Below are 22441 nucleotides of genomic sequence, written 5' to 3' on the forward strand. Positions count from 1 at the left end.
CCGTAGCGACATGCAAACTTTCAAACTGAAAAAAGGGTTGGAGTTACCGGTGCAGGGTGCGCCTGATCAAACCATCCATCCGGGACCGGAATTCAAGACCGTCGGCGTCTTGGGCAGTGACTATATGGGTTTAAAACCCCGTATGCTGGTGCAAGAGGGCGAGGCGGTGCAGCGCGGTACGCCGTTGTTCTGCCACAAGGACGTGCCAGAGGCGATGATGGTTGCGCCAATGAGCGGTAAGGTCGTCGCCATCAACCGTGGCGCGCGCCGTGTACTGCAGAGCGTTGTGATTGAGGTATCAGACCCCAATGATGCAGGGCTTGATTTCTCGGACGTGGGCAAGTCGGACACTGCCGAAGGCGTGGCCGAGAAATTGTGCGCGGCGGGTCTGTGGACATCGTTTCGCACCAGGCCCTATTCGAAAATGCCCGAGCCGGGCAGCAAACCTGCGGCGATTTTCGTTACTGCCATGGATAGTGAGCCGCTGGCCGCTGATGCGGCCGTGATTATCTCGGACGCGGAAGAGGCCTTTACGACCGGTCTTGGCGCAATCACCAAACTGACCGAGGGCAAAACCTATCTTTGCCACAAGGAGGGTGACAGCATTCCAGGCGCAGATGTTCCTGGGGTTGAGGCGGCGTCTTTCTCTGGTCCGCACCCCTCTGGGTTGGCCGGAACGCATATACATTTCCTCGAACCGCTGGCCGGCGACAAAAAGGTCTGGACCATCGGCTTTCAGGACGTAATCGCCATAGGCCGACTTGTTTTGACGGGGCACCTGGATCCAAACATCGTGATTGCGCTTAGCGGTCCAGGCGCGCGGCAACCGCGCTTGATCCGAACCGTGATGGGCGCATCGACGGATGACCTGACGTCTCACGAAATCAACCTCGACGGTACACCGCGGATCATCTCGGGCTCGATCCTGTCCGGAACGCAGGCCGAAGGTCCGACGGCTTATCTGGGCCGCTTTGCGCGCCAGATCTGCATCATCCGCGAGGATCACGACCAGATCCCGATGGGTTGGATTCGACCAATGCCATCGAAATTCTCGGTACAACCGGTGCTGGGTTCGGCCTTCTCGCAAAAGCTTTTCAACCTGACCAGTAATCTGAACGGTGGTCGACGGGCTATGGTTCCAACCGGTACGTTCGAGCGGCTGATGCCGCAGGACTATCTGCCGACGCAGTTGCTGCGCGCGCTGCTGGTCATGGATACAGACAGCGCACAGGCCCTTGGCGCGTTGGAACTGGACGAAGAAGATTTGGGCCTTGTCGGCTTTGCGTGCCCGGCAAAATATGAATACGGGCTGGCGCTGCGCGACTGCCTGACAAAAATCGAAAAGGAGGGCTGATCCAAATGGGTTTGCGCAGCTTCTTTGATCGGATTGAGCCGAACTTTACCAAGGGCGGCAGATACGAGAAGTATTTTCCCATCTACGAGATGGTCGAAAGCTTTATTTACACTCCGAAAACCGTGACCACGGTCGCGCCTCATGCGCGGTCATACATCGATATGAAGCGGATCATGACCTATGTCGTGATCGCGACGATCCCCTGTATCCTGTGGGGGATGTACAATACCGGTTACCAGTCCAATGCCGCGATTATGGCACTTGGTCCGGAATCGGCGACGGGTTGGCGGATTGCCATCCTGCAAGCGTTCGGTATCCCGCTGGACCCCGGCAACGTCTTTGCCAACGTTATGCACGGCTTGATGTATTTTCTCCCAATTTACATCGTGACTCTGGTCGCTGGCGGTATTTTCGAGGTGATCTTCGCAACCGTACGTGGGCACGAGGTAAACGAAGGTTTCCTTGTCACTTCAATGCTATACACACTGATCATGCCGGCAAGCGCTCCGCTCTGGCAAGTCGCGTTGGGCATCATCTTTGGTGTTGTCATCGGCAAAGAGGTGTTTGGCGGCACCGGCAAAAACTTCCTCAACCCTGCTTTGGTGGGTCGGGCATTCCTGTACTTTGCCTACCCGGCGAACATGTCCGGTGACACGGTCTGGACCCCGGTGGATGGGTTTTCTGGCGCGACTGCACTGTCGGTGTCAGCGTCCCAGGGCTATCAGTCTCTGGCTACCGAGGGTTTGACGTGGTGGAACGCGTTTTTTGGCTTGATGCAGGGCAGCTTTGGTGAGACGTCTGCACTGGCCTGTCTGATCGGGTTGGGCTTTCTGCTGATGACGCGTATCGCCAATTACCGCCTGATCGTCGGCTGTCTGGCAGGCACCATTGGCTTTACGCTTCTGCTGAACCTGATCGGTTCGGATACAAACCCGATGTTCGCGATGCCGTGGTACTGGCACCTTGTGGTGGGGGGCTATGCATTTGGGTTGGCATTCATGGTGACCGAGCCGGTTTCGGCCAGTCACACCAACATGGGCCGCTATATCTATGGTGCGCTGATTGGCGTCATGGTTGTGATGATCCGCGTCATCAACCCGGCTTTCCCTGAAGGCATGATGCTGGCCATTCTGTTTGGCAACGTCTTCGCGCCGCTGATCGACTATTTCGTGGTTCAGGCCAACATCAAACGGAGGGCGCGCCGCCATGTCTGATACGCAACCCCACGAACCCAAGGGCGCGATCGCAAGGTTTCTGGCGGCGTCGCCGGATTCGGTCGGTAAAACGATTTTCATCGCTGTAGCCGTCTGCCTCGTCGCATCGATGGTTGTATCCTCGGCAGCGGTCAGCCTGCGTCCAGTTCAGGAAGCCAACCGCCTGAAGGACAAGCAGGTCAACGTTTTGCAGGTTGCGGGCGTCTATGAGCCCGGCATCGACGTGACTGAAGCCTTCGCCGCGTTTGAGCCGCATGTGCTGGAACTGGCGACCGGTGAGTTTGTCGATGACAAGTTTGATCCGGCCACCTTTGACGATCTGGCCACCGCCAGTGACCCAGAGCTGAGCGTGGCATTGGAAAATGACCCGGCAGGCATCGGCCGCAAATCCAAGTACCGCGTGATGTACCTGCTACGTGATGATTCAGGCGCGCTGGACAAGGTCATCCTGCCGTTGCACGGTTATGGCCTGTGGTCGACGCTCTACGGCTTTATTGCGCTGGAAAACAACGGCAACGACATCTACGGCCTGCAATTCTATCAGCACGGTGAGACGCCGGGCTTGGGCGCCGAGGTGGACAACCCACGCTGGAAAGCGCTGTGGAATGGCAAAAGACTACGGGATGACGCGGGTGATCTTCAGATCACTGTAGCCAAGTCTCAACCGGCTGCTGGTGTTGACTTTCACGTTGATGCGCTGGCCGGCGCGACGCTGACTTCGGTTGGTGTCGACAACCTTGTGAAATTCTGGATGGGTGATGAGGGCTACGGCCCCTTCCTGGCCAAACTGCAAGCAGGAGAGTTCTGATGTCCCAGACCAAGAAAGAAATGCTGGTAGACCCGCTTGTCGACAACAACCCGATTACCTTGCAGGTGCTGGGCATTTGTTCGGCGCTGGCGGTGACCTCGTCGCTGCAGGTGTCAATGGTAATGGCACTGGCGGTGATCTTCGTGACGTCATTCTCGTCCTTCTTTATCTCGTGCCTGCGCAATCAGATCCCGGGGTCCATCCGGATCATCGTTCAGATGGTGATCATCGCCTCGCTGGTGATTTTGGTCGATCAGATCCTAAAAGCTTACGCCTTCGAGATTTCGAAAACCCTGTCGGTTTTCGTTGGTCTGATCATTACCAACTGTATCGTTATGGGGCGCGCCGAGGCGTTCGCCATGAAAAACCCGCCGGTCGCATCTTTCATCGACGGTGCTGGTAACGGCATGGGCTACGGCCTGATCCTCTTGCTGGTTGGGTTCATTCGTGAGCTGTTCGGGGCAGGGTCCCTGTTCGGGGTCACGATTCTGGAAACGGTCAACAATGGCGGCTGGTACGTGCCAAACGGCATGCTGTTGCTGCCCCCGTCAGCGTTCTTCATCATCGGGCTGATCATCTGGGCCTTCCGCACTTGGAAGCCCAAGCAAGTGGAAGAACGTGAATACAAAATTCAGCAGGTAGAGGCCCACTGATGGAAGGTCTGATCTCACTGGCCGTTAAGGCCATCTTTGTCGAAAATCTTGCGCTTAGCTTTTTCCTGGGGATGTGTACCTTCATCGCCGTATCGAAAAAGATTTCAACCGCGCTGGGTCTGGGGATTTCGGTGATGCTTGTGCAGGCGATCACCGTACCGACCAACAACCTGTTGCTGAACTATTTGCTGAAACCGGGCGCTCTGGCCTGGGCGGGTTTCCCGGACGTGGACCTTACCTTTCTCGGCCTGATTTCGTATATCGGCGTGATTGCGGCGATGGTGCAGATCCTTGAGATGATCCTGGATAAGTATTTCCCGCCGCTCTACAACGCGCTGGGGATCTTCCTGCCTCTGATCACGGTGAACTGCGCCATCCTGGGTGGCTCGCTGTTCATGGTGGAACGCGACTACAACTTTGCTGAGGCGACGACTTATGGCCTGTCTTCGGGCTTTGGTTGGGCACTGGCGATCACCGCCATGGCGGGTGTCCGTGAAAAACTGAAATATTCTGATATTCCAGACGGTTTGCAGGGTCTGGGGATTACTTTCATCACTGCAGGTCTGATGGCGATGGCCTTCATGTCCTTCTCGGGCGTGAAACTGTAAGGAGGCGTCGATGGAAACCTTTAGCCTTGGCGTTGTCCTTTTCACTCTGATCGTTATCGCGTTGGTAACGGTTATTCTGGCCGCCCGATCCAAGCTTGTCTCGACAGGTGACGTGAACATCACGATCAACGGCGAAAAAACCATCTCGGTCCCGGCCGGTGGCAAGTTGCTGCAAACGCTGGCAGCCGAGAAACTGTTCGTGCCGTCAGCCTGTGGCGGCGGTGGGACCTGCGCACAGTGCCGCGTGCGGGTACATTCCGGTGGCGGATCAATACTGCCAACCGAGGAAAGCCATATCACCAAGCGCGAAGCCGCCTGCGGAGACCGCCTATCCTGTCAGGTCGCGGTCAAGCAGGATATGGATATCGAAGTTCCCGAAGAAGTCTTCGGCGTCAAAAAGTGGGAATGTACCGTCCGTTCCAACGAGAACGTGGCCACGTTCATCAAGGCGCTGACGCTGGACCTGCCGGAAGGTGAGGACGTGAACTTCCGCGCGGGTGGCTATATTCAAATCGAAGCGCCGGCGCACCAGTTGAAATACACCGATTTCGACGTCGAGGAAGAATACAGAGAAGACTGGGATCGCTTTAATCTGTGGCAGTACGAGTCCGTTGTAAGCGAGCCAATCGAACGCGCCTATTCGATGGCCAACTATCCGGATGAGAAGGGCATGATCATGCTGAACGTCCGTGTCGCCTCACCCCCACCGGGGGCCGAAGGGATTCCCCCGGGACAGATGTCGTCGTACATCTTCAACCTCAAACCCGGTGACAAGGTCACGATTTCGGGTCCGTTTGGTGAATTTTTCGCCCGCGACACCCAGAAAGAAATGGTCTTCATCGGTGGTGGTGCGGGCATGGCCCCCATGCGCAGCCATATCTTTGACCAGCTCAAGCGCCTGGAAAACCGCGATCGCAAGATCAGCTTCTGGTACGGTGCCCGGTCGAAGAAAGAAATGTTCTTTGTCGAGGATTTCGACCAGCTGGCCGAAGAGTTCGACAACTTCGAATGGCATGTAGCGCTGTCCGATGCGCAGCCTGAGGACGATTGGAAAGGCTATACCGGCTTCATCCACAACGTCCTGTACGAAGAATACCTTAAGAACCACCCCGCACCTGAGGATTGCGAGTTCTACATGTGTGGCCCGCCGATCATGAACCAATCGGTTATTAACATGCTGCTGGACTTGGGCGTGGACCGCGAAGACATCATGCTCGACGATTTCGGCGGGTAAGGCGAAAAAACCGGCGCATCAGGCGCCGGTTTTCATTTGAGGCAACAAAGCCTGATCTAAAGCCTCAGATCGCTGGCCTCGCGCGGCAGGCAGGATTTGACGTCAAAGACCACGCTTTTGGGTTTGCCAAAGGCGCGGAACTGCGCAGGGTCGAGCGTTCGGTATTCCTGATGTGCGACCGCCAGAACGACACCGTCATATGTTCCGTTCTCTGGCTGCTGGATCAGGGACAGCCCATATTCGGATTGCGCCGCTGCAGGATCGGCATGCGGGTCATGCACATCAACCGTCACCCCGTAGCTTTGAATCTCGGTTATAATGTCCACGACGCGCGTGTTGCGCAGGTCGGGGCAGTTTTCCTTGAAGGTCAGGCCAAGTACCAGAACCCGCGCAGCGCCCACGTTTATTCCGCTACGTGTCATCCGCTTGACCAGTTGCGACACGACATAGCCACCCATACTGTCATTCAGTCGCCGACCCGCCAGAATGATCTGGGGATGGTGTCCAACGGCCTCGGCCTTATGGGTGAGGTAATAGGGGTCAACACCTATGCAGTGCCCGCCCACCAAGCCGGGGCGAAAGGGTAGGAAGTTCCACTTGGTACCCGCCGCCCGCAACACGGCTTCGGTGTCGATATCCATCCGTCCAAAGATCATCGCCAGCTCATTAACCAAAGCGATATTCAGGTCGCGTTGCGTATTTTCGATGACCTTGGCCGCTTCGGCCACGCGTATGCTTTCAGCTTTGTGAGTACCGGCCGAGATTATACGAGCATAAAGCGCATCCACCAGATCGGCCACTTCGGGAGTCGAGCCGGATGTAACCTTGCAGATATCGGAAATTCGGTGCGTCTTGTCGCCGGGATTGATCCGCTCAGGGCTGTATCCGGCAAAGAAATCGGAATTGAATGTCAGCCCGGAGACGCTTTCCAGCACAGGCACGCAGTCCTCTTCAGTCGCTCCGGGATAGACTGTGGATTCATAGATCACAAGATCGCCGGGTTTCAGTAAACCACCCACCATTTCCGAGGCGCGGAGCAGAAGGGACAGATCCGGCTGCTTGCCCACGGTGATCGGGGTAGGCACCGTTATGATGTAGGTGTCGCAGTCCGCCAGATCGGTCAAATGAGCGGTGAACACCAACCCGGAAGCTGCTGTAAAATCCTCGGGCTCGACCTCTTGCGTTGCATCGAGACCAGCGCGCAGGGCATCGATCCGGTTTACGTTGATGTCATAGCCCAACACTGGGCCAACCTTGCCGAAAGCCACTGCCAACGGCAGGCCAACATAGCCAAGGCCAATAACCGCAATACGACGCGCGTTCGGATTGGACTCAATCATCACAGCACCGTGGACAATTTGCCCGCACCTATTTGGCGTGCGAAAGCTTTGTCGGATTGAACCCAATTGATCACTTGGTGCCTGTTACCGGAGCACATTATTTGCATCCCTCGACCTCACTGCAGCCTTTGACGCCTCAGGGATACTGTCGGGCAGGCAAGGTCAAGGGTGTTTTCTGCGAAACCACTTATCCGACGATCATCTGCTTCATGCGAAGGGCTTCGTATTCCAACTCTTTCAGGCGGAAATGAACAACGTCGCCAATGGTAATCACACCACATAGATTACCATCACGCAGGACCGGCATGTGACGAAAGCGGCCTTCTGTCATGGTTTTCAGAACATCGTTCAACAGGTCGTCCGGAGTGCAGGTCTTTACCTCGCGCGTCATGAGGTCTTCGACCGCTTGCGGCAAGGTCTGGCCAGGCGTATCCGCCATCCGCCGGACGATGTCACGTTCGGACAGTATACCGTGCAGGGCGCCGTTCTGATCAGTCACCAGAACTGCACCAATACGCTTTTCTTTAAGCGTGTTGACCACTGAATGGATCGTTTCGTTGGGCCGCACGGAAAACACTGCGTCGCCTTTGCCTTCCAGCAGTTTTGCCACGGTCGTTTGTGAGTGCGACAGGTTTGACTCCGTCGATTGGCTGTACGTGGTCTTGTCTTCCTTGTCGCCGCGCATCGGAGCCTGGTAAGAGCTTGGAGCCATGGGCAATCTCCTTTTGGTCTTGCAATGCCTTTCCCTTTCACCTTAGCGCAGCTAAACGACCTGTATAGGGTGCAATTGCGTTGATAGGCAGAATCCCGGACCTGAACAGGAGGCATAAGCCTTTGAACGATTTGTATCTCACGCCACCTGTGGCTGCCTTGATTTTTTTCGTAGTGGTTGTCTGTGGCCACAATTTCCGCATGCTGTGGAAACAACAGCCGGCGGGGTGGCGGAAACGGGCCTGGCTGTTCGGTCTTCCTGCCGGGATCGGCCTATTGGTGCTGGGCTTTTTGCCGCTGAAACTGTGAAGCCGGTTTGACTCTGGCCGGGGTGGCTGGCATATGCCGGACACCGATTTTCAGGAGACCGCCCCATGCGTCTTGTGCCTGTTCTGGCCCTTTGCACAGTTCTGTCCGGCTGCCTGTTCGACACGGAGCCAGAGGTGGTTCGACTGTCGGGCGAGACGATGGGAACAACCTTTAACATCACCGCCATCGGTGAAGATTTGGATCAGGACGCTTTGGCCGCCGCTGTCGAAGAGACGTTGGCGGAGGTCAACGCCAAAATGTCGAACTGGGATCCAAACTCCGAAGTCTCAACCTTCTCAGCGGCGACGAGCACGGACCCTATGCCAGTCTCTGCCGAATTCGCGTATGTCATGGCCGCCGCGAATGCCGTTCACGAAAAGACCGGCGGTGCCTTCGACGTTACGCTGGGCCCGCTGATCGAACTGTGGGGTTTTGGACCGCGCACGCCCGAAGACCCGGTGCCCTCGGATACCGAGATTAGGTCAGCATTGAACAGTGTGGGACAGAATCGATTGCTGACCCTCGACACCGCCGCCGGGACGCTGGCGAAATCCGATCCCGATGTCGGCATTAACCTGTCTGCCATAGCCAAAGGGTATGGTATTGACGCGGTGGCTGAATCGCTGCGCGCGGCGGGTATCGAGGACTATCTGGTCGAGATCGGCGGTGATCTGGTCACAAGCGGCCAGAACGATCAGGGCGAAGCTTGGCGGATCGGCATCGAAAAACCACAGGTCGGTGCGCAGTCACCACAATTGATCGTATCGGTAAGTGATCGCGGCATGGCAAGTTCTGGTGACTACAAGAATTTCTTCGAACAGGATGGTGTGCGCTATTCGCATATCATCGACCCGACAACCGGGCGTCCTATCACGCACCGTACAACCTCAGTCACGGTATTGGCCGAAAACGCGATGATGGCAGATGCCTGGGCAACCGCGATGCTGGCCTTGGGGCAGGAAAAGGGTTTGGAACTGGCCGAGGAGCATAAACTTGCCGTGTATTTCATCTCTCGGGATGTGACAGGCGGCGAAGATGCGTATATTACAGTACACAGCACGGCGTTCAAAGATGCGCTTGGACCCAACTGACCGGTAGGAACCAAAATGAGTACCTTTATTCTGGCCTTTGTCTTGCTTGCCCTCGTGATGGTCGGCATGTCACTGGGTGTAATGTTGATGGGCAAGACCATCAAAGGCAGTTGTGGTGGTCTCAACGCAATCTCGGGCGCGGACAAGTGTTTGGTGTGTCAAAAGGACGTTGATCCCAACAGCCCTCTGCGCGATCAGCTACAGTGCAAGCGCGCCAAAAAGATGCTTGAACAGATGGAGCGTCAGGCCTGAGCGCAGATTATGCTTCGCTGATCGCCCGGAATTGGCTAACTAGGTCCCTGACAGTATTGGGGCGCAACCTTGGCCAAAGCCAAAAACATCCTGTTTATTATGTTCGACCAGCTTCGATGGGATTACCTGAGTTGCTACGGTCACCCTCATCTGCATACCCCCAATATTGACCGCCTTGCCACGCGTGGCGTGCGGTTTAACCGGGCTTACATCCAGTCCCCGATTTGCGGCAGTTCACGCATGTCGACCTATACCGGGCGCTACGTGCATTCGCATGGTGCATCCTGGAACGGTATACCCCTGAAAGTGGGTGAGGTGACGATGGGCGATCACCTGCGCAAGGCCGGAATGGGATGTTGGTTGGTCGGTAAAACCCACATGCGCGCCGATGCCGAAGGAATGGCGCGGTTGGGTCTGGAGCCTGACAGCTTGATCGGCGCTCGTGTGGCGGAATGCGGGTTTGACGTCTTCGAACGCGACGATGGTATGCGCCCAGAAGGCCCAGATGGATTTTATGACCCGGACGGAGCGAAGGAATACAACAAATACCTGACCGAGAAGGGGTACGAGAGTGACAATCCCTGGCACGATTTTGCCAATTCTGGATTGGATGCAGACGGAAACGTGCTATCCGGATGGTTTCTGAAAAACGCGCACGAAGCCGCAAATATTGCCGAAGAAGACAGCGAAACCCCATATCTGACCGGTCGTGGTATTGAGTTCATGGAAAGCCATGAAGGCCCATGGTGCTGCCACCTGAGCTTTATCAAGCCGCATTGGCCCTACATCGTGCCGGAACCTTATGCCTCAATGTATGGACCAGAGCATGTGTTGCCTGTTGTGCGATCGGAGGCTGAACGCCAGAATGCGCACCCGGTACTGCGTGCGTTTATGGAAACAAAAGTCGGGCGGTCATTTTCACGTCAGGATGTGCGTGAGGCGGTGATCCCCGCCTATATGGGTCTGATCAAACAGGCCGACGATCAGATGGGACGTCTGTTTGACTGGATGGAAGAAACCGGTCGCATGAAAGATACGATGATCGTGCTGACCTCGGATCATGGTGATTTTCTTGGGGATCACTGGATGGGCGAGAAAACCTTTTTCCACGACGCCTCGACCAAGGTTCCCCTCATAATCTACGATCCGTCACCTGAATCCGACGCGACCCGAGGCACAGTCAGTGACGCGCTGGTCGAATCCATCGACCTCGCTCCGACCTTTGTCGAGGTAGCCGGGGCTGAGGTGGCCTCGCACATACTCGAAGGGCATTCCCTGTTGCCGATATTGCGCGGGCAAAAGGATGAGACACCCCGCGAGGTGGTGATCTGCGAGTATGACTATTCCGCCTCACCCATTGCCGATGCGCTAAATGCCTCGGCGCGGGATGCGGTGATGTTCATGGTTGCCGACAAACGTTGGAAGCTGATCCATTGTGAAGGCGACCACCGCCCCCTGCTGTTCGATCTGGAAAACGACCCGGACGAATTGAACGATCTGGGGGAGAGTGAAAAGCATGCTGACGTCATCGCCCGAATGTACGACCACCTCTTTGCATGGGCTCGACGTCCGTCGCAGCGCACGACACGTTCGGAACAGCAATTGATCGAGATGCGGACCAAAAGCCGGGGTAGGGGTGTAGTGGTCGGTGTATATGACGAAAACGATGCCCCGCTTGAGCTGACGGTTAAATACCGGGGACGGAAAGCCCGCCCTTTTGCCGACTACATAGGCAAGGATAAGCCTTCGCGTCATTAAATCTGGCATCACGAGGCCGAAAGGCGGTTCACCCGCCGTGGGTCAGGCGATAAAAGACCGTCCAAGAGCAGAAACCCGGAGTTCAAAAATGACCGTCCCAAAACCCGTCGTACTTTGCATTCTTGATGGTTGGGGACTGTCAAACGAAACCAAGGCCAACGCGCCTTATCTGGCCAATACGCCCACTTTTGATGCAATGATGGCCAACGGTCCGCATGCCACTCTGATCACCCACGGACCAGATGTGGGACTGCCCAGCGGACAGATGGGCAATTCCGAGGTCGGCCATACAAATATTGGCGCAGGGCGCGTTGTTGCGATGGATTTGGGTCAGATTGACTTGGCGATCGAAGACGGCACATTTTTTGAAAACGATGCTTTGCAGGAGTTCATTGCCCGCGTGAAAGCCTCTGGCGGGACGGCTCATATGATGGGCTTGGTGTCGGATGGCGGTGTGCATGGACATCTGAACCACATTGTTGCTGCGGCAAAGGCGATTACCGACGCGGATGTGCCTGTTGCGCTTCATGCGGTGACCGATGGCCGCGATGTGGCCCCAAAGTCGGCTTTGACCTTTGTCGCCGAGCTTGAAGACCGTCTGCCCACAGGCGCGCAGATCGTGACGGTCAGTGGGCGATATTTTGCGATGGATCGCGACAATCGGTGGGAACGTGTCGGCAAAGCCTACAAGGCGATGATCGACGGTAAGGGCCGCGTCGCTTCATCTGCAAAGGAGGCGATCGAACAGGCCTACAACAAGTCGGAAACCGATGAGTTTATCGAACCCACGGTTCTGGATGGCTTTGACGGTGTCGCGAATGGCGACGGGTTCTTCTGTCTCAACTTCCGGGCCGACCGCGCACGTGAAATTCTGCGCGCGATTGGTGAGCCCAGTTTCGCCGAGTTTGATACTGGTCCCCGTCCACAGTTGTCGGCATTGATTGGAATGGTGGAATACTCGGACGGGCACAACGCGTACATGACCACCGTGTTTCCCAAGCGGGACATCGTGAATACGCTGGGCGAATGGGTTGCCAAACAGGGATTGCGCCAGTTCCGTCTGGCCGAAACCGAAAAATACCCGCATGTCACGTTCTTCCTGAACGGCGGCAAGGAAACGCCCGAGGCGGGCGAAGATCGCTACATGCCGAAATCCCCGAACGTGGCAACTTACGATCTACAGCCCGAGATGTCCTCAACCGAGGTAACGGACAAATTTGTTGAGGCGATTGAGGCTGGGTATGATTTGATCGTCACAAACTATGCCAACCCGGATATGGTTGGGCATACCGGAGATTTACAAGCCGCAATCAAGGCTTGTGAGGCTGTGGATCAAGGGTTGGCACAAGTCTTGGCTGCGCTTGAAAAAGTCGGGGGCGCAATGATCGTCACCGCTGACCATGGCAATTGTGAGGTGATGGTAGACCCTGAAACCGGCGGGCCGCATACCGCGCACACACTGAACCCCGTCCCTGTGATTTTGGTCGGAGGACCCAAAGGTGCCGTGCTGCGAGACGGCCGTTTGTCTGATCTTGCCCCTACCTTGTTACAATTGATGGGCTTGGAACAACCGCCTGAGATGACGGGCAAGAGTTTGCTCTCATGACCCTGCGCGCGTTTCTGTTTGCCGCGTTGTTCGCAATGCCCGTTGAGGCCCAGACTGACCCGTCCAAAGCCGCCCTTGATGCGGTGAAGATGCTGGAAGAGGCCTCGATCGCGCTAAACAACGCCGAAAACGCTCGCGACAGGGTGCGCGCTCTGACAGAAACAATCCAAGCTTACGAGGCCGGTCTGGCCGCCATGCGCGAAGGCTTGCGTCGCGCCGCCACGCGCGAGGCGCAGTTGAACGCAGAATTGCGCAGCCGCGAAGATGAAATCGCGCAGCTTCTTGGCGTTTTGCAAACGATCGAAACGACTGCGCCATCCGTTTTGATGTTACACCCATCTGGTCCGCTTGGCACAGCCAGGGCCGGCATGATGCTATCCGAGGTCACGCCCGGCCTGAACGCCCATGCACAGGCACTGGCCCATGACCTGCAAGAGGTTCAGACTCTCAGGCAGCTTCAGCAAAATGCTGCGGAAACCCTGACCGAAGGGTTGACTGGCGTTCAATCCGCCCGCACTCAACTCAGCACCGCCATTGCTGATCGAACCGACCTGCCGGTACGGTTTGTCGAAGACCCGGTGCGTACGGCGATCCTGATCTCGTCAACAGAAACGCTGGACGGTTTCGCGCGCGGTCTGACAGAAATTGCCAACGGGGAAATTGCGGCAACGAATGCGGATGTGTCCAGCCACAAAGGCAAGATCGCCCTGCCTGTACAGGGTATCCTGCTTCATCGCGCCGGCGAAACCGATGCAGCAGGCGTCAAACGTCCCGGAATGGTGCTGGGTACCCGGCCACGCGCGATTGTTACATCGCCCACGGCAGCCACGATCCGGTATCGGGGTCCACTGCTCGATCTTGGGAATCTGGTCATCCTTGAACCTCAACCCGGGCTTTTATTCGTGTTTTCGGGCCTTCAAGAGGTGTATGGAAACATAGGACAAGTCATTCCCGAAGGTACACCGGTTGGATTAATGCCGGGTGAAACTCCGGGAATCGGCGCTATTTTGTCAACAAGCGGTGATGGCACTGGAACTGATCGGTCAGAAACGCTCTATATAGAGGTAAGACAAGACAACAGCCCCGTGGACCCGGAATCCTGGTTTCGGACCGGCAAGGATGGATAAGAACATATGAAGAAATTTGTGATGGCCGCTCTGGCCGGAACCGTGGCAGGTGTAATAACAACGACCCAGATCGCAGGCCCGTTGCTCGCCCAAGAGGCCGCGAACAAGGCCAGCGTATATGAACAACTGGATCTTTTCGGCGACATTTTCGAACGCATTCGCGCGCAATATGTCGAAGAGGTTGAGCCCGAAGAACTGATAGAAGCTGCCATTGACGGTATGCTGACTTCGCTGGACCCGCATTCCAGCTATTTGTCACCCGACGATGCAGAACAGATGCGCGTGCAAACGCGGGGAGAGTTCGGCGGACTGGGCATCGAGGTGACGCAGGAAGAGGGTTTTGTAAAAGTCGTATCGCCCATCGATGACACCCCGGCCGATGCTGCGGGTATCGAGGCTGGCGACTTTATCACTCATGTCGATGGTGAGAGCATTCTGGGCCTGACGCTGGACAAGGCAGTAGACTTGATGCGCGGTCCGGTGGGGTCTGAGATTGTGATTACCGTCGTTCGCGAAGGTGAAGCGGACCCGTTCGACGTCACCATCATTCGTGACACGATCAAGCTCACAGCCGTGCGCGTCCGGACCGAAGGGCCCAGCGTGGTACTGCGTGTCACCACGTTTAACGATCAGACTTTCCCCAACCTTCAAGAGGGGATGAGAGAGCAGATCGAACAGGCGGGTGGCATCGACAAGGTCAACGGATTTGTTCTGGACCTGCGCAACAATCCCGGTGGTCTGCTCACGCAAGCCATCAAGGTATCTGACGCGTTTCTGAACGAAGGCGAGATCGTCTCGACCCGGGGCCGCAATCCGGGTGAGGGTGAACGCTTCAATGCCACCATCGGCGATCTGGCCGAAGGCAAGCCGATTGTGGTGTTGATCAACGGCGGCTCTGCCTCGGCGTCTGAAATCGTGGCGGGCGCACTGCAAGATCACCGCCGGGCCATCGTTGTCGGCACCAAAAGCTTTGGCAAAGGCTCGGTGCAAACGGTGATGCCGCTGCGTGGGGATGGTGCGATGCGCCTAACCACATCGCGCTATTACACGCCATCGGGCCGATCAATTCAGGCGCTTGGTGTCAGCCCCGACATCATTGTCGAACAACCCCGACCGACGCCCGCCGCGGATGACGAAGAAACGGACGCGCGGACACGCTCAGAGGCTGACCTGCGCGGAAGTCTGAACAATGACAGCCTGAGCGAGGACGAAATCCGCCAGATTGAGGAAGACCGCGCCCGTGCGGCGGCCACTGCCGAACTTCGCGAAGAGGATTATCAGCTGGCTTATGCGATCGATATCCTCAAAGGTCTGTCGGCCTTCAACCCAAGCGGGCCGTCGCAATAACACGAAAGGGCCGTCCCGATGGGCGGCCCCAATTTTTTGTCGCGATCAGTTCTCGACCTTGTGCAGTTTGTCTTCGTCCAGCAACATCGCCAGCACAATCCCTACTGAAACGGACAGGGTCGCAAAGATAAACGCCATATTCATTCCTGTATCAAAGGCAGAGGCGATTGCGTCTTTGACCTTTTCAACCTCTGGGCCGGTCAGTTTTTGCATGACGTCGCGGGCTGTCGCGGTGGTCAGAGTGCCGCCATTGATAGCCCGCTGATCAGCATCAGACATATCAATCCCTGCGGCGGTAAGCTGCTCACCCAGACTGCGCAGGCTGACCAGGAACATGATTGCTGTCGCGCACGCGACTGAAATGGCACCGTAGACCAGATGCGTCATAAAGCTAAGTCCACCGACCAAGCCAGCACGCTCTGGCTTTACGGCGCAGACGGCAGCAGTGCCCGAAGGCCCAACCGTCAGCGTGGCCCCCAGGCCGATCATGGCCATACCGGGCAATATCTGCCAATACCCTAACGTTGCCGGCATCGCGACGACGCTTGCCGCGCCAATGGTGGCGCAGAGATATCCCCAAAACAACAACCGCTTGGGGCCGAAATCATTGTATAGCTTGCCGGATACGATTGAGCCTACAGCCAGCAACACCGTCAAAGGCGCCAAACCAAAAGCTGATTGCAGGGTCGACCACCCAAGAACCTTTTGCATGTATTGGGGGAAGTACATCAATCCCACAAAAGCCGCAGACACGTTGAACATGTTCAGACCCAGCGTGATACGAAACTCTCGGTTTGCCATCATCTGCGGGAGAAGCAGGGGCTCTTTCACGCGTTTTTCCACCTTGGGGAACAGAAAGAAAAGCCCGACGCTGACGAAAAACAGCATCAGCAAAGGGGGTGAGCTCCAACCCCAGTCCGCGCCAACATCCAGTGCATAAAGCAGCAGCAAGACGGCAAAAGACAGAATGCCCATACCCGCGAAATCGATATGCTCACCCTGTTTGTGTTGGGTTTCACGTTGCATCAGCAGCAAGGCCGTGACCATCGAAATGGTGGAGAACGCGACGTTTGCGAGGAAGAACAACCGCCAATCCCCAAGGTTGACAACTGCACCGCTTATCAGCGGGCCAAAGACATTGCCGCAGGTCACACCCGCCAGGATCAGACCCATAATCATGGCCCGATGTTCCGGGCGTGAAACCTTAGTCGCACCGAATGCCAGCGTACATGGCCAGACACACCCCGCGCCAATTCCTTGCAGCGCGCGGGCGACAATGAGGAAATCCAATGTTGGTGACACAAAGCACATGATGGAAGAAAACAAAAAGATAGAAAGTCCGATCAGCATCATCTTGCGATGCCCATACATGTCGCCCAGACGACCTCCGGCGACCATGGTCATCGCGAAAAACAGGGCATAGATGTTAAGGACCCACTGTGTGCTGGTAATATCTGTGTCGAAACTGTCTTCGATCGCCGGAACAAGGATTAGTGCGCCGGTGAAGTCGATTCCGATCCCGAACCCTGTCACCATCAACGCAATGATTTTGATGATACTGCTGCGGTCCATGAGCTTGTCCAGATTGCTTGGGATCGCTCAATGATGCACGGAAATGATGGAAAAGATAGGAATTTAAAGCGCGCGTGTCACTCGACTGCGTTCTGCGACCGCCGAAATGCCCGCTTTAGCATGTCCAGTTCGGCGCGCAACAATTCGACCTCGGTGCGCAGATCTCCTGCTGCTGGTAAGCCCGCGATAACCGTGAAATCCCCCAGTTTTTCCGATGTCTTGGCGTTCTCTATCACAAAGCAATGCACCCCCTCGGACAAGGCCGCCTGTGGTACAGGAATTTCTACAGACCATCCGCCATCTGCGGGCGTAACGCGTACATCCGCGAGGGGTTTGCCCAGATACTGCACGTGAACCGTCGGCTCGGCTTCTGCCTCTATGTGCCCAAGCCAAAGGCCGTTTTCAAAGCGGATGGGTGTCAGTGTTGGTAACGTCATGCCAGAACTCTCACAAATCAGCGCGGTGGTGGCGGCAAAAGGTCAGATCACGCAGCGAAATACAGTTCATCTGTGGACTTTCAATAATCAGGTCCAGCCATATCTTTTCAATCCGGGCCTCGTGCAGGGGTAAGTGCGCCAGATCGAAGTCGACCGAGTGGGACTGCGCAGAAGGATCAAGCGTGCGCAAAACCTGATCGGTGTTCGGACCATGAAGAATATTCAGGCGCGCAAACAGCTCAACCGGCAGTTCTGAGTGAATCATAGCGTCAACACGCATCAAGTGCTGTTTGGTCAGTTCTTTCGCGGCCTCAGTGGGCAGATCGACCGACAAGGATAGAAATGAACCGGCAAAACCGAACACTTCAACCTGCAGGCCAAAAGCGGCTAAATCCTGATCTTGGCTGTTTCGGATTTGCCGCACCCCAATTTCCGCCAGAGAGCAGTCGTGGAACAAAGTGACCTGCCGATCCATCTGCGTCCTGCGCGGGGCCGAGGCGACACCCGGGCGTGCCAATGGTCCGCGCCACAAATCGGGCCGCCAACACCAGTCCGCCCCAAAGGGCTTGGGAATTTGGTTCGAGCCTATCCGCGGTCGGGCAAGCCGTGTTTCGGCCTCATGGAGTAACATATCCAGATACAAGCGCAGTTTTCGCGCATGGTCGCGTTGACGGCGTAGCGACGGTTCGGGCAACTCTGACGCGCTGCGTACGGCCTTGCGCCAACGCTCAACAACCTTGCGGTGGATATAGCGATCCAGAAGCCTGCCCATGTCCCCATCACTTGGATTGTGCTTCTGTTTAGTCAAAAACCGCAGAGGGTTTAAAGACAAATAACCGAAACAGCGGATTAAAAATCGCTAACTCGTGAACGCAAAAATGGATGGGCAAACCCGGCGAAACCTGCTAGCTGCGCCATTCTTGCAATCACGCGGGTCAGTGCGTACCGTCTGCACTCGGTCGCAAGGGGTTATTCGACAAACGCATCCACTGAATTTGAAACAAGGCCGGGGCATGGAACCCACTCTTTTTGCTTTCATCTGGAAATACTCAAAAAAACAACAGCTTGTGTTGCTGTTTTTGACGGTTCTGTCATTTCCATTCCTATACGCCTCGCTTGAATTGCCCAAGCAAATCATCAACGGGGCAATCGGTGCCCCCAGTGATACGGTGACAACTTTTGGCGTTACCGTGACACAGGTGCAGTATCTTATGATCCTGTGTTTTGCATTTCTGGCCACAGTCATCGCCAGCGGGCTGATGAAGATGCGCATCAACACGATGAAGGGCATTTTGGCCGAACGCATGCTGCGCCGGTTGCGGTTTACAATGATTGAACGCACCATGCGCTTTCCAAAATCTTACTTCGCCACAACCAGCCAGGGTGAGTTGGTGTCGATGATCACTTCTGAGGCTGAGCCAATGGGCGGGCTGATGGGTGATGCGATTGCGCAGCCTGTGTTCCAGTTTGGGCAGATGATGACCATCGTCACGTTCCTGTTTATGCAAAGCGTATGGTTTGGCCTCGCCAGTATTGCGCTGATCCCGTTACAGGCCTGGCTGATTCCTAAGCTGCAACGCCAGATCAACCTGCTGAACAAGGAACGTATTCAAGAGGTCCGCAACCTCAGTTCCGAGATTGGTGAAAGCGCGGCGGGCATTAGCGATCTGCGCACCAATGGCGGTTGGCGCTATAGGCTTGCGCAATTTAGTAACCGGTTGGGGCTTTTGTTCGAGATCCGGTTCAAGATTTACAACAAGAAATTCTTTATGAAGTTTCTGAACAACCTGATTACGCAGATGACACCGTTCCTGTTCTATTCGGTCGGTGGCTATCTGGCGATTACGGGTGAGGTGACGGTCGGTGCGCTAGTTGCGGCGCTGGGTGCATACAAAGACCTGAGCGGCCCGTGGAAGGACCTGTTGACCTACTACAATCAGGTTCAGGATATGTCGCTGCGGTGGGAGGTGGTGACCGAACGCTTTGCGCCCTCAAACATGATTCCGGAAGAGTTGTTTGAAGGTGAGCCCGAGGTGATCCCGCATCTGACCGGTGAGATCGAACTGCGCAACGTGACGGTACGCGATGGTGACGGGAAGACGATACTTGAGGACATCGACTTAAAAATCCCCAAGGGCGCGCGGGTGGCGATCAAATCTACCAATGCCGCGGAACGCAATGCGTTGGCACAGGTATTGACCCGTGAAGTTCTGCCGGCGCAGGGCGAGGTGATCATGGCCGGACACAATCTGAAAGACCTACATCAGGCGGTGATCGCTGCGCGGATCGGTTATGCCTATTCACGGCCCTACCTGTTCAGCGGTACATTGGGCAGCAATCTCATGATGTCTCTGCGAACCCGACCGCAACAGCGGCCACAAGCTGATTCTGGCCCAACCCGGTGGCAGATTGAGGCTGCCCGCGCTGGCAATCCGACGGACATGCTGAGCGAGGAGTGGATTGATCCGGCGATCGCCGGGTTAGAGGATATCGACGATATTCGCGCGTGGTGGTTCCAACTTGTCGAAGCGATGGGCATCGACGAATTCATGCTTCGGCGCACTTTGCGGACACGCTTTGATCCCGATCTGCACCCCGCGCTGGCGGAAGATATCGTCAAGCTGCGTAGCACTGTCGCAAAGCGACTGAAGGAACGCGGGCTGGATAGGCATGTTTTTCGCTTTGACCCCGAGCGTTTCAACCCGGCTGTTCCGCTTGGCGGCAACCTGCTGTTTGCTGCACCGTCGCGGGATATTAACCCGGAATCTTTGGCCGATGATGCCCGATTTAAAAACATGCTCGGGATGCACGATCTGGCCAACGACGCAATGGCGATGGCCAGCGCAGTCGTGGAAACGCTGGATCAAGCTTTCGGCCGTGACGGAACCGATCACCCCCTGTTCCTGCGTTTGGGCATGTCGAAAGAGATGTTCCATCGTCTTTTGGACATCAAGGATCGCCGCAAGTCGAAGGGTGAGGGTGGGATAAGTGAGGCAGAACGCGCCTTGTTACTGACGGTTCCATTCTTGCTGACGGCCGAGCAGATTGGTCCGGATTTCCCGGAAGAGTACAAGGAAAAAATCCTTTCCATCCGCAGAAACCAGGCTGAAAGGCTACGAGGTGCGCTTGAGGGCATGTTCGTACCGCTGTCGCCAGATAGCTATATCCCAAGGCTCACAGTGATGGAGAACGCGCTTTACGGCCGGGTTTCACTGATGGCGGGTGCACATGCCGACGAGATCGAGGACGTTGTTGCCGAGGCGATGAACGAGGCCGGCCTGCGCCGCCGGGCCGCGTCCACCATGTTCGATCTGCCGACCGGCCTGGGTGGAAACAACTTGCCGACTGTGTTTCAGGAACGTGCGGCGTTTTCCCGTGCTGGTATCAAGCGCCCTGATATTCTGATCCTTGATAAGGCGTTGGCCAGCCACGATTCCGAAAGCCGCCTGCGCACGCGTCTGCGGTTGCGTGAATTGTTGCCCGATTCAATCATGATTTTTATGGAAGATCATTTTGCGCACCCAGAAGCTTATGATCTGTTTGTCGAAATCAAGGAAGGTCGTATTGACGGTGTATCCCGCACGCAGACCAAGTCGGAAGACGGCATGACGGCTGACCTGAGCAATAAACTGCGGATCATCTCATCGACCGAGTTGTTTTCCGGTATCGACGCACGCAACCAGCGGCTACTGGCTTTCTCAGCGCAATGGTACGAAGTCGCGGAAGGTCAAATGATCTTTTCACGTGGGCAGGCACCGGATGCGGCCTACCTTTGTATAAAAGGGAATGCCAAGCTGGAGTGGTCGGACGAGGACGGGCGAAATCGCGTGATCTCCACCATCGAACCCGGTCGTCTTATCGGCGACCTTTCGATTATCACGGGCGAGTTGCGTCAACTGGACCTTACGGCGACCACTGACTGTATCTTTTTACGTATTGGCGCCGAAGAATTGCGCGCTGTGATCGAAAGTGATGTTTCGGTCGCGGTTCAGTTGCTGCAAACTGTGGCAGGATACTTCTCAAAACTGTCAAACAGGATCAACACGACCCAGAATCCTTCGGACCTTTTCCCCGAAACACAACACTCCATTCAAGGTGAGAACACAGGCAATAATGCGTGACCCCAACGCCTATTTAGCCCACGAACGGTTAGTCCGCGACGCCCGCGCGCGGCCAGAACTGTGGCGTCTTGTTGTAGGCTTGGCCATTGTTGTTGTGCTTTACGTCGCTCTCAATTCCATATTGTTTGCGGTTGTCGGCAATATGGTGGAACCGGGTCAGGCCCAGAATTTGCTGCGCGGCACCTCAAGCCTTGCAACCCTGGTTCTGCTGCTGAGTTTCGGGTTCCTGACGCTGGGCGTCGGTCTGGCGGCGCGCCAAATGCAAAAAAGGTCACTGATCGGGATAATTGGCCCGCGCAGTCTGTGCCTTCAACAATTCTGGCGCGTTCTCAGGGCCTTGGTGATTCTTGGGTCGGTGATGATGGCCCTGCCGCCCTATGGGATGGGCGAGCCATTAACGCAAAACCTCGCTTTTTCCACATGGCTTGTGTTGCTGCCGCTATCGCTGTTTGCTGTGCTGATTCAGACCAGCGCTGAAGAAATACTGTTTCGCGGCTATCTCCAGCAGTCGCTTGCGGCGCGGTTTCGCTCTCCGGTGATTTGGATTGGTTTGCCTTCGGTGTTGTTTGCTGCAGGGCATTATGCACCGGGTGTCAGCGGTGAAAACGCTCTGCTGGTCGCGATTTGGGCATGCATCTTTGGCTTTCTGACAGCAGATCTGACGGCGAGGGCAGGAACGCTGGGGCCCGCTATCGCCATGCATTTCCTGAACAATACCGTCGCACTGGTGTTTATCTCTTTGCCCGAAACTCTTAGTGGCCTGGCCTTGTATCTGCTGCCATACGATATGTCCGGATCCGGCATGCTGCGCCAATGGCTGATGGTGGATTTTGTTGTGATGATCGTAAGTTGGCTCACTGCGCGTCTCGCGCTCAGGCGTTGATTGCAATTCTTTCCCC

The 22441-nt window shown here is 56.0% G+C and carries 20 protein-coding genes; 15 read left to right on the forward strand and 5 right to left on the reverse strand.

What is annotated here, in order from left to right; all coding sequences use genetic code 11:
• Positions 1-10: 10 nt before the first annotated feature.
• The 6 genes from ACXAET_RS16655 to nqrF are packed head-to-tail and all read left to right on the forward strand — an operon-like array spanning position 11 to position 5871.
• Positions 11-1354 carry a Na(+)-translocating NADH-quinone reductase subunit A gene (locus ACXAET_RS16655; RefSeq protein WP_475187632.1) on the forward strand — a complete coding sequence of 448 codons (1344 nt, stop codon included), beginning with the start codon at positions 11-13 and terminating at the stop codon, positions 1352-1354.
• 5 nt (positions 1355-1359) lie between these two features.
• Positions 1360-2568, forward strand: a complete 1209-nt coding sequence (locus ACXAET_RS16660) for an NADH:ubiquinone reductase (Na(+)-transporting) subunit B (RefSeq protein ID WP_475187634.1) — start codon at positions 1360-1362, stop codon at positions 2566-2568.
• Complete coding sequence (locus tag ACXAET_RS16665; RefSeq protein ID WP_475187636.1) at positions 2561-3376, forward strand: Na(+)-translocating NADH-quinone reductase subunit C; 816 nt, start codon at positions 2561-2563, stop codon at positions 3374-3376. The genes ACXAET_RS16660 and ACXAET_RS16665 overlap by 8 nt, the downstream gene beginning before the upstream one ends.
• The gene (locus tag ACXAET_RS16670) at positions 3376-4029 is read left to right on the forward strand and encodes an NADH:ubiquinone reductase (Na(+)-transporting) subunit D (protein ID WP_475187637.1); all 654 of its coding nucleotides are present in this window, start codon (positions 3376-3378) and stop codon (positions 4027-4029) included. Before ACXAET_RS16665 ends, ACXAET_RS16670 begins: the two co-directional genes overlap by 1 nt.
• A complete protein-coding gene (nqrE, locus tag ACXAET_RS16675) occupies positions 4029-4637 on the forward strand; it encodes an NADH:ubiquinone reductase (Na(+)-transporting) subunit E (protein WP_475187640.1) in 609 nt (202 codons plus the stop codon). Before ACXAET_RS16670 ends, nqrE begins: the two co-directional genes overlap by 1 nt.
• Before the next feature lie 10 nt (positions 4638-4647).
• Positions 4648-5871 (forward strand): NADH:ubiquinone reductase (Na(+)-transporting) subunit F, encoded by a 1224-nt coding sequence (gene nqrF, locus ACXAET_RS16680; protein WP_475187643.1) that lies wholly within the window; start codon positions 4648-4650, stop codon positions 5869-5871.
• Positions 5872-5927: 56 nt separating this feature from the next.
• Here nqrF and tviB read toward each other — a convergent pair whose 3' ends face one another.
• On the reverse strand, positions 5928-7211 hold the full coding sequence (gene tviB, locus ACXAET_RS16685) for a Vi polysaccharide biosynthesis UDP-N-acetylglucosamine C-6 dehydrogenase TviB (RefSeq protein ID WP_475187645.1): 1284 nt from the start codon (positions 7209-7211) through the stop codon (positions 5928-5930).
• A gap of 187 nt (positions 7212-7398) precedes the next feature.
• The gene (locus tag ACXAET_RS16690; RefSeq protein ID WP_224889958.1) at positions 7399-7923 is read right to left on the reverse strand and encodes a CBS domain-containing protein; all 525 of its coding nucleotides are present in this window, start codon (positions 7921-7923) and stop codon (positions 7399-7401) included.
• A 122-nt stretch (positions 7924-8045) separates the two neighbouring features.
• Here ACXAET_RS16690 and ACXAET_RS16695 point away from each other — a divergent pair, with 122 nt between their 5' ends.
• The 7 genes from ACXAET_RS16695 (at position 8046) to ACXAET_RS16725 (ending at position 15412) form a co-directional block, all read left to right on the forward strand.
• A complete protein-coding gene (locus tag ACXAET_RS16695; RefSeq protein ID WP_475187649.1) occupies positions 8046-8231 on the forward strand; it encodes a hypothetical protein in 186 nt (61 codons plus the stop codon).
• A gap of 65 nt (positions 8232-8296) precedes the next feature.
• Positions 8297-9322 (forward strand): FAD:protein FMN transferase, encoded by a 1026-nt coding sequence (locus tag ACXAET_RS16700; protein WP_475187651.1) that lies wholly within the window; start codon positions 8297-8299, stop codon positions 9320-9322.
• Between the two features lie 15 nt (positions 9323-9337).
• Positions 9338-9574 carry a (Na+)-NQR maturation NqrM gene (nqrM, locus tag ACXAET_RS16705; RefSeq protein WP_475187654.1) on the forward strand — a complete coding sequence of 79 codons (237 nt, stop codon included), beginning with the start codon at positions 9338-9340 and terminating at the stop codon, positions 9572-9574.
• Positions 9575-9643: 69 nt separating this feature from the next.
• Positions 9644-11332, forward strand: coding sequence for a sulfatase-like hydrolase/transferase (locus ACXAET_RS16710; protein ID WP_475187656.1), 1689 nt, complete (start codon positions 9644-9646; stop codon positions 11330-11332).
• Positions 11333-11420: 88 nt separating this feature from the next.
• Positions 11421-12938 (forward strand): 2,3-bisphosphoglycerate-independent phosphoglycerate mutase, encoded by a 1518-nt coding sequence (gene gpmI / locus ACXAET_RS16715; protein ID WP_475187657.1) that lies wholly within the window; start codon positions 11421-11423, stop codon positions 12936-12938.
• Positions 12935-14065, forward strand: coding sequence for a murein hydrolase activator EnvC family protein (locus ACXAET_RS16720; protein WP_475187659.1), 1131 nt, complete (start codon positions 12935-12937; stop codon positions 14063-14065). Before gpmI ends, ACXAET_RS16720 begins: the two co-directional genes overlap by 4 nt.
• Positions 14066-14071: 6 nt before the next feature.
• The gene (locus tag ACXAET_RS16725) at positions 14072-15412 is read left to right on the forward strand and encodes a S41 family peptidase (protein ID WP_475187661.1); all 1341 of its coding nucleotides are present in this window, start codon (positions 14072-14074) and stop codon (positions 15410-15412) included.
• A gap of 45 nt (positions 15413-15457) precedes the next feature.
• Here ACXAET_RS16725 and ACXAET_RS16730 read toward each other — a convergent pair whose 3' ends face one another.
• The 3 genes from ACXAET_RS16730 to ACXAET_RS16740 form a co-directional block, all read right to left on the reverse strand.
• The gene (locus tag ACXAET_RS16730) at positions 15458-16984 is read right to left on the reverse strand and encodes an MFS transporter (RefSeq protein WP_475187664.1); all 1527 of its coding nucleotides are present in this window, start codon (positions 16982-16984) and stop codon (positions 15458-15460) included.
• 77 nt (positions 16985-17061) lie between these two features.
• Positions 17062-17421 (reverse strand): hypothetical protein, encoded by a 360-nt coding sequence (locus tag ACXAET_RS16735; RefSeq protein WP_475187666.1) that lies wholly within the window; start codon positions 17419-17421, stop codon positions 17062-17064.
• A 10-nt stretch (positions 17422-17431) separates the two neighbouring features.
• A complete protein-coding gene (locus ACXAET_RS16740; protein WP_475187668.1) occupies positions 17432-18193 on the reverse strand; it encodes a DUF6478 family protein in 762 nt (253 codons plus the stop codon).
• Positions 18194-18434: 241 nt separating this feature from the next.
• Here ACXAET_RS16740 and ACXAET_RS16745 point away from each other — a divergent pair, with 241 nt between their 5' ends.
• Both ACXAET_RS16745 and ACXAET_RS16750 read left to right on the forward strand, forming a co-directional pair.
• Complete coding sequence (locus ACXAET_RS16745) at positions 18435-21542, forward strand: ABC transporter transmembrane domain-containing protein (protein WP_475187670.1); 3108 nt, start codon at positions 18435-18437, stop codon at positions 21540-21542.
• Positions 21535-22425 (forward strand): lysostaphin resistance A-like protein, encoded by an 891-nt coding sequence (locus ACXAET_RS16750; protein ID WP_475187671.1) that lies wholly within the window; start codon positions 21535-21537, stop codon positions 22423-22425. The genes ACXAET_RS16745 and ACXAET_RS16750 overlap by 8 nt, the downstream gene beginning before the upstream one ends.
• Positions 22426-22441 lie beyond the last annotated feature (16 nt).

The sequence above is a fragment of the Ruegeria sp. AWH4_226 genome, from assembly GCF_056159225.1.